The 8,002-nt window shown below is 53.8% G+C and carries 6 protein-coding genes and 2 pseudogenes; 1 reads left to right on the top strand and 7 read right to left on the bottom strand.

What is annotated here, in order from left to right:
• Nucleotides 1-44 precede the first annotated feature (44 nt).
• From BBW68_RS16745 to mltB, 7 genes and pseudogenes are all read right to left on the bottom strand, one after another.
• A pseudogene (locus BBW68_RS16745) lies at nucleotides 45-697 on the bottom strand (transposase); the annotation flags it as partial.
• Between the two features lie 72 nt (nucleotides 698-769).
• The gene (gene csrA / locus BBW68_RS11005) at nucleotides 770-955 is read right to left on the bottom strand and encodes a carbon storage regulator CsrA (protein ID WP_070135400.1); all 186 of its coding nucleotides are present in this window, start codon (nucleotides 953-955) and stop codon (nucleotides 770-772) included.
• Between the two features lie 247 nt (nucleotides 956-1,202).
• Nucleotides 1,203-3,830 carry an alanine--tRNA ligase gene (gene alaS / locus BBW68_RS11000; RefSeq protein WP_070135399.1) on the bottom strand — a complete coding sequence of 876 codons (2,628 nt, stop codon included), beginning with the start codon at nucleotides 3,828-3,830 and terminating at the stop codon, nucleotides 1,203-1,205.
• 137 nt (nucleotides 3,831-3,967) lie between these two features.
• The gene (locus tag BBW68_RS10995) at nucleotides 3,968-4,444 is read right to left on the bottom strand and encodes a regulatory protein RecX (RefSeq protein ID WP_245166623.1); all 477 of its coding nucleotides are present in this window, start codon (nucleotides 4,442-4,444) and stop codon (nucleotides 3,968-3,970) included.
• 217 nt (nucleotides 4,445-4,661) lie between these two features.
• Nucleotides 4,662-5,729, bottom strand: coding sequence for a recombinase RecA (recA, locus tag BBW68_RS10990; protein WP_070135398.1), 1,068 nt, complete (start codon nucleotides 5,727-5,729; stop codon nucleotides 4,662-4,664).
• A gap of 243 nt (nucleotides 5,730-5,972) precedes the next feature.
• A pseudogene (locus BBW68_RS10985) lies at nucleotides 5,973-6,427 on the bottom strand (methyltransferase domain-containing protein); the annotation flags it as partial.
• Nucleotides 6,428-6,521: 94 nt separating this feature from the next.
• Nucleotides 6,522-7,601 carry a lytic murein transglycosylase B gene (gene mltB, locus BBW68_RS10980; RefSeq protein ID WP_070135397.1) on the bottom strand — a complete coding sequence of 360 codons (1,080 nt, stop codon included), beginning with the start codon at nucleotides 7,599-7,601 and terminating at the stop codon, nucleotides 6,522-6,524.
• Between the two features lie 185 nt (nucleotides 7,602-7,786).
• Between mltB and BBW68_RS16740 the strand changes: the two genes are divergently transcribed.
• A partial coding sequence (locus tag BBW68_RS16740; RefSeq protein WP_148127623.1) for a helix-turn-helix domain-containing protein occupies nucleotides 7,787-8,002 on the top strand: 216 nt, incomplete at its 3' end.

Genomic DNA, 8,002 nt, shown 5'->3' with positions numbered 1-8,002 from the left:
AAGGGATAGTTCGTCCTGACATTCATGGTTGGGCGCTCTCAGAAGAGGCGATTCAATCTCCTAACCATGAACTTTGCACCCTCATGTTCGGCAAGCCCACATGCCCGGTAATTCTTTCTAGCCTTCGGTATTGATACCCAGTGCTAGGAAAACAGCTTTGTTAATTACGCTGCCATTCTAACGGACTTTTACGACAATACAGTGCATATAAACAATGGGATACAGCGCATCTGGTTGCCGGTTTTGCCGCTCAGCGACCTATTTTTTTACGGCGTCGCTGACCTCAGATATCAGCGAGGGTGACACATCGGCGTCGCACATCTCTTTGAACGTGGCGACGATTTCACGGGGGGGATACCTCTGGCGTAGAGAGATAAAATCTGGCTGTCCATCTGCGTAATACGCGTCTGGTTTTTCTTAATCAGCTGAGGTTCAGAGGTATTTTCACGATCACGCGGCGTGTTCAGCGCAATCTCGCCGTCATCGCAAAGCAGGGTTTTTGACGAACAGCCATTACGGGTATTAGAGCCTTTTTGGGGGCATTTTTCTCATGCCCGAGATGGTCAGTCAGCTCAGCATTTAACGCTGTTTCGACGGTCAACTTTGTCAGCATGCGGGAAAACGGGTCAAGATCAGCTTCGGTTTTAAGGCCTTTAGCCAGTTCAGCCGCCAGCGCTTTGCGTTTCTTTTCGTCCATAGTTTGCCTGTCTCCGTTATTGGAATGAATATATCAAAAACAGGCAGATACACAATTTAAATTACAGTCTCGTTAGTAACTTGTCTGTTGAGTTTTTTCGGCCTGGATGCGCTGATAAATCTCTTCGCGATGCACCGAAACTTCTTTAGGGGCGTTCACACCAATACGTACCTGGTTACCTTTGACTCCCAGCACAGTTACAGTCACCTCATCATCGATCATGAGGGTTTCACCAACTCGACGAGTTAGAATAAGCATTCTTTGCTCCTTGAAAGATTAAAAAAGTCGGGCTAACGGCTTCCCGGCATTATCCATCATATAACGCTAAACGTAGATTATGACAAATACACTAAGAGTGCACCTGCTTACCAATACATTCGGATGGCAGTTAGTTTAGCCGAAAACCGGATTATTAACCTGACTTTATGATTACAGGGTTGTAGCGCGGAAGTAAAGCGCCCCCGATTTTCACCCAGAGCGCCATTCGCGACACGTTTTTATAGTGTTACAATTTTGCCGTTACCCATGACTCAACACCAGCCAGCGCAGCAGGCAGCGCCTGTGCATCTGTACCGCCTGCCTGAGCCATATCTTGGCGACCTCCACCCTTACCACCGACCCGCTGAGCCAGTTCGCCCACCAGTTCGCCCGCTTTCACGCGGTCGGTCAGGTCTTTGGTCACGCCAGTAATCAGGGAGACTTTGCCATCGCTAACCGTTGCCAGCACGATAATCGCGGAGCCGAGCTGATTTTTCAGATCGTCTACCATCGTACGCAGCATCTTCGGTTCGACGTTGCTCAGCTCACTAACTAACAGTTTGGTGCCTTTCAGTGCAATCGCTTTACTACTTAACGATGCGCTTTCTTGCGCAACCTGCTGATCCTTCAGCTGCTGCAACTCTTTTTCCAGCCCGCGTGCATGGTCGATCAGCCCACGTACTTTCTCATTCAGATTACTGTTATTGGCTTTTACCAAGTGTGCGATATCCAGCAGCTGCTCGTTCTGGCTGTAAACCTGTGCCAGCGCCCCTTCCCCGGTGACGGCTTCAATACGGCGCCTGCCAGCGGCAGTGCCGGACTCAGAGGTAATACGGAACAGGCCGATATCACCGGTACGCACGGCGTGCACACCGCCACACAGCTCGGTTGAGAAGTCACCTATACCGACAACGCGCACGTGGTCATCATACTTCTCGCTAAACAGCGCCATGGCCCCGTGAGCTTTCGCCGCTTCGAGTTCCATGATGTTGGTTTCAATCGGCAGGTTGCGACGGATCTGCGCGTTGACAATCTCTTCAACCTGGCGGATTTCAGCCGGCTTCATCGCCTTAAAATGCGAGAAGTCGAAACGCTGGTATTTGTCGTTCACCAGTGAGCCTTTCTGCGCAACGTGCTCGCCAAGTACCTGACGTAACGCGGCGTGCAGCAGGTGCGTTGCCGAGTGGTTAAGACGAATACGCGCACGACGCGCCTCATTCACCTGTGCCGCCACGCGATCGCCGACGTGCAGCTTGCCTGCGGACAGTTTGCCGATATGACCAATCGCCTGCGCGTACTTCTGCGTGTCGTTCACGCTGAAGCTGGCATCGCTGGTTTTCAGCTCGCCGGTATCACCAACCTGACCACCTGATTCACCATAGAATGGCGTTTCATCGAGAACAATCACCCCTTTCTGACCTGTATTGATCTCATCAGCTGCCTGCCCGTCAACGAAGATGGCAGTCACTGTTGCATTCAGCGCCAGCTCTTCATAGCCTTTGAAGGCAGAAGTCTGGTCAATGCGGATCACGTTGTTGTAGTCAGTTTCGAAACCGCTGGCGCTGCGGGCGCGCTGGCGCTGCTGCTCCATCGCCTGCTCGAAACCGGCTTCGTCGATTTTCAGGTTACGTTCGCGGCAGACGTCCGCCGTAAGGTCGACCGGGAAACCAAAGGTGTCGTACAGGCGGAAGACGGTTTCACCATCCAGCGTATCGCCCTGCAGGTTTTCCAGCTCTTCGTCCAGCAGCGCCAGACCGCGTTCTAGGGTCTTTGCAAACTGCTCTTCTTCGGTTTTCAGGATCTGCTCGAGCTGCGCCTGCTGGCGTTGCAGATCTTCACCCGCTGCGCCCATTACGGCAATCAGCGGAGCAACCAGTTTGTATAAGAAGGTCCCTTCTGCTCCCAGCATGTTGCCATGACGCACCGCACGGCGAATGATGCGGCGCAGCACGTAGCCACGGTTCTCATTCGACGGGATCACACCATCGGCAATCAGGAAGGCACAGGAACGAATATGGTCGGCAATCACACTCAGCGATTTATTGCTGAGATCGGTCGCACCGGTGACCTGCGCCACAGACTGAATCAGTTTGGCAAACAGGTCGATTTCGTAGTTAGAGTTCACATGCTGCAGGACCGCACTGATGCGCTCCAGCCCCATGCCGGTGTCCACGGATGGCTTCGGCAGGGGCAGCATGATGCCGTCAGACTGACGGTTGAACTGCATGAAGACGATGTTCCAGATCTCGATATAGCGGTCGCCATCCTCTTCCGGGCAGCCCGGAGGGCCGCCCCAGATGTGGTCGCCGTGGTCAAAGAAGATTTCCGAGCACGGGCCGCACGGGCCGGTATCGCCCATCTGCCAGAAGTTATCGGAAGCGTAGGCACCGCCTTTGTTGTCACCAATGCGAATGATGCGCTCACGCGGCACGCCGATTTCGTTTTTCCAGATGCCGTAAGCTTCGTCATCGGTCTCGTACACGGTGACCCACAGCTTTTCTTTTGGCAGACCGAACCGCTCAGGGCTGGTCAGCAGCTCCCAAGCAAAGCCAATCGCCTCTTTCTTGAAGTAGTCGCCGAAGCTGAAGTTTCCCAGCATCTCGAAGAAGGTGTGGTGACGCGCGGTGTATCCGACGTTTTCGAGGTCATTGTGCTTACCGCCGGCGCGCACGCAGCGCTGCGATGTGGTCGCACGGGAGTAATTACGCTTGTCCTGGCCGAGGAAAACTTTTTTAAACTGGTTCATCCCAGCGTTGGTGAATAATAGCGTCGGGTCATTGTTTGGGACGAGGGAGCTACTGGCTACAACCTGATGTCCCTTGCTCTGGAAAAAGTCGAGAAACGCTTGACGAATCTCCGCAGTGCTCTTGCTCATATTTGTCCTAGAATCACGCTAACGTACGTTTCGTGGGTCATGCTACGCCGGATTGGCTGCTGCTTGCGGCGACACACGAACAAAAAGTGGTGAATAAGATAAATTTTCTTCAGAAGGAAGTAAAATCCCATCGAAGGTCAATCATCAAAATTTGCAAAAATAGCCCGTATATCTTCGGTAAAGAAGTCCTTCGTCATCAGATAACGCTGTACCCTAGATTTTTCCTTCCATTCGGTAGGAAATGGCAGGCTGAACTTCCTTTCAGCCAGATCAAACGCCTGCTTCGACCAGTCAATTTCGCTGGCGGTCAGCGTCTCATCAATCAGGTTTTTATCGATGCCTTTCTGGCCCAGCTCAATGCGAATGCGCTGCGGCCCATAACCCTTGCGGCTGCGGCCGGCCAGATAGCGCTCAGCAAAGCGTGTATCGTCCAGCCAGTTGTGCTGATAGCACCACTCAACAACCTGATCGATCTTCTCCAGGCTCAGCGATTCTGGTAGCGTTTCCGCCTTTGAGAACTGGGCTGCACGCTCGCTGCAGACCACCAGCTTACGGCGAAATTCCGCTTCGCTGTGGTCGCGCATCGCGAGGATACGAGTTGCCCGCTCCAGCAGTTTTGCATGCCGGTTTCATTCGGTGGTTTCTGACATAGTGATCCACACCGTTTTCGGTTAGATGTACACGAGTTAAGGGTAACGTCTGTAAAAGTGCCGTGCGAGGAAAAAACGTTGAGAATGGGCTGATTAAAGGGGTAAAGCAGGTGGAACACAACGGGGGAAGATGAGGATAAAACTAGGGTCAGGCATGCCTGACCTTGGGAATATACCGTTATCAGAACTTTTCGTCTGCGTCGCTGGTTTCGTCCACTTCGTGCGCAGCAGGGACAAAATCAGGCTTGTCGTTCTGGTTGCCTAGCAGCATTTCACGCAGCTTCGCGTCGATTTCGTTGGCAATCGCCGGGTTCTGTTTCAGGAAGCTACCCGCGTTGGATTTACCCTGACCGATTTTGTCGCCGTTGTAGCTGTACCATGCACCAGCTTTTTCAATCAGCTTGTGCTTAACGCCCAAGTCCACCAGCTCGCCGAAGACGTTGATACCTTCGCCGTACATGATCTGGAACTCAGCCTGCTTAAACGGCGCAGCGATTTTGTTTTTCACCACTTTCACGCGGGTTTCGCTACCGACCACTTCGTCACCTTCTTTAATCGCGCCGATACGGCGAATATCCAGACGGACAGAAGCGTAGAACTTCAGTGCGTTACCACCGGTAGTGGTTTCCGGGTTACCGAACATCACACCGATTTTCATACGGATCTGGTTGATGAAGATCAGCAAGGTGCTGGAGTTTTTCAGGTTACCGGCCAGCTTACGCATCGCCTGGCTCATCATACGTGCCGCAAGGCCCATATGAGAGTCACCGATTTCGCCTTCGATTTCCGCTTTTGGCGTCAGCGCCGCAACGGAGTCAACGATAATCACGTCAACAGCACCGGAACGCGCCAGCGCATCACAGATCTCCAGCGCCTGCTCACCGGTATCCGGCTGAGAACAGAGCAGGTTATCAATGTCTACGCCCAGCTTCTTGGCATAGACCGGGTCAAGGGCGTGCTCGGCATCAATAAACGCACAGGTTTTACCTTTGTGCTGTGCGGCAGCGATAACCTGCAGAGTCAGCGTGGTTTTACCGGAAGATTCTGGGCCATAAATTTCGACGATACGGCCCATTGGCAAACCGCCAGCACCGAGAGCGATATCCAGGGATAACGAACCGGTAGAAATGGTTTCCACATCCATGGTACGGTCTTCACCCAAGCGCATGATGGAGCCTTTACCAAATTGCTTTTCAATCTGGCCCAGCGCTGCTGCCAGTGCTTTTTGCTTGTTTTCGTCAATAGGCATTTCTACTCCTAATCATGCGGGTAAAGCACACGCGGACGCTGGTTTGTCTCTAAAATATGCGCTGATTATACTGTATAGTCATACAGTATCAAGTTTAATTTTTGAGAAAATGATCGTACAGGGTCTGAAGCGCCTAGGCCGTTACCTAGCGACGAACGGCCTCGCGGTCACCGTGAAAACGCTCAACCAGTGCTAGTACTTTTCCCGTCGAGGCGGCAAAGCCAAACCACACGATGCCCACAGCTGCCATTGTGGGCGTCCGTCCACTTCGCGCATCAGGCGATGGCTGGGCTGATCGAGATTATCCGGCATCTGCACGGCCAGCACGCCGTTGGCAGCCAGCTGGTTGATGAGGTGGGGAAACAGCTGCGGATGATCGGTCAGCCACTGCAGTGAGGCATTAACATAAATCACCTCCTGCGGCGGACTGGCCTGCCAGTTGCGGATATCCGCCAGCTCAAACGCACAGCCCGGCAACCGCTGCTGTGCCTGACGAGCATCCACTGCGAACTATCCAGTCCAGTGATACGGGCAGCGGGCCACGCGCGATGCAGCAGCTCGGTACTGTTGCCGGGGTCACAGCCAAGGTCGGTCGCGGAAGATACGTTGGATAAAGGGATGCGGTTAAGCCGTTCCTGCGCCGGGCGGGTGCGCTCAGCTTCGAACTGGCGGTAGAGATCGGGGTTCCAGTCTTTCATTATTTCTCGCTAAAAGATCGGTGGCAGCCAAGGCCACTGTAAGCCTGACTGCCAGCGCGATAAATAACAAAATTGCAACAGCTCGCGTTACGCCCTAGCGCGCATCGCGCACGGCTTCACCCAGCTGCCACACCGCCATCGCATAATGGTTGCTGTGATTATAGCGAGTGATGGCATAGAAGTTCGGCAGCCCGTACCAGTACTGATAACGGGTGCCCATATCAAACTTCAGCAGGCTAACCTGTTGGTTATTTTCCAGCGGGATAATGGGTGAGAACCCGGCAGAAGCCAGTTGCGCCAAGGTGTAACGGGTTTTAAAGCCGCTCTCCAGCCCGGGAGCCTGGCCGTTAGCCTGCACGGCCACCGTGCCGTTTGTCAGCCAGCCGTGCTGCTGGAAGTAGTGCGCCACGCTGCCAATCGCATCAACCGGATCCCACAAGTTGATATGGCCATCGCCGTTAAAGTCGACCGCATACTGCTTAAATGCCGACGGCATAAACTGGCCATAGCCCATCGCACCGGCAAACGATCCGCGCAGGTCCAGCAGATCATTATTCTCTTCACGCACCATCAGCAGGAAGGTTTCCAGCTCACCGCCGAAGTATTCGGCGCGGCGCATATAGTTAAACGACAGCGTAGCCAACGCATCCAGAATACGCGTTTTACCCATGACGCGGCCCCAGCGCGTCTCCACGCCGATAATGCCGACAATAATTTCTGGCGGCACGCCGTAGGTCTGTTGCGCCCGCTGCAGCGCATCACGATACTGATTCCAGAACGCCACGCCATTCTGCACGTTATCCGGCGTAATGAACTTGCTGCGGTAGCGGATCCACGCGCTGTTTAGTCCGGTCGGCCCTTGAGTGGTTGGCGTGGGTGCCTGGCGGTCCATCAGGCGGATCACCCAGTCGAGGTTCTTGGCCTGCGCCAGCACATTGTGCAGCTGCTGGCGCTCAAAACCGTGCTTGCGCACCATTTTGTCGATAAATGCGTTGACCGCCTGATTATTGGAGAAATCGCCCCCCAGCACAGTGCCGCTGTGGGCAGGCTCAAGCAAGAAGCCGCCGTTGCCTTTAAACGGATTGCTGTGAAGTTCGGCCGAGGCCGTTTTCGGCTGACTGCTACAGGCGGAAAGTAAAGCGACTACAGGAAGGAAAGTTGCCAGATAACGCATCAGATATCCATATTGCAAGGCAGGTAGGTCAGAAACAGAGCATAAAGCATGAAGCGGGAGGAATTAAAGCGGATTTACCAAACGGCGCTTCGCAGTTGTGTGTCGCTACCGATGTAAAACTGGCCCACCTGCCGATGTAAATCTGACCGACCCAGGGTAAAAATGGCAGTTTTAAGGCACTGCCAATGATGACATTGGAGACCAGAGTGGAGATGAGTGTTTTACACCGTCAGGGCATGTCGATACGCGCCATCGCGCGCCAGCTTTCATGCTCTTGTGAGACCGTTCGCAGATATATCCGTAGCCCGCTGCCCGTAGCGGATATCCGCTACAAGCCACGCGCACCCAGACCCTGCAAGCTTGACCCGTTCAAGCCCTATATCCTTGAGCGCGTGGCCGCT

It is taken from the genome of Candidatus Erwinia dacicola (assembly GCF_001756855.1).
Lineage (GTDB): Bacteria > Pseudomonadota > Gammaproteobacteria > Enterobacterales > Enterobacteriaceae > Erwinia > Erwinia dacicola.
Note: the sequence above shows the minus strand (reverse complement) of the source record. Positions and strands in the feature narration are given on the sequence as shown.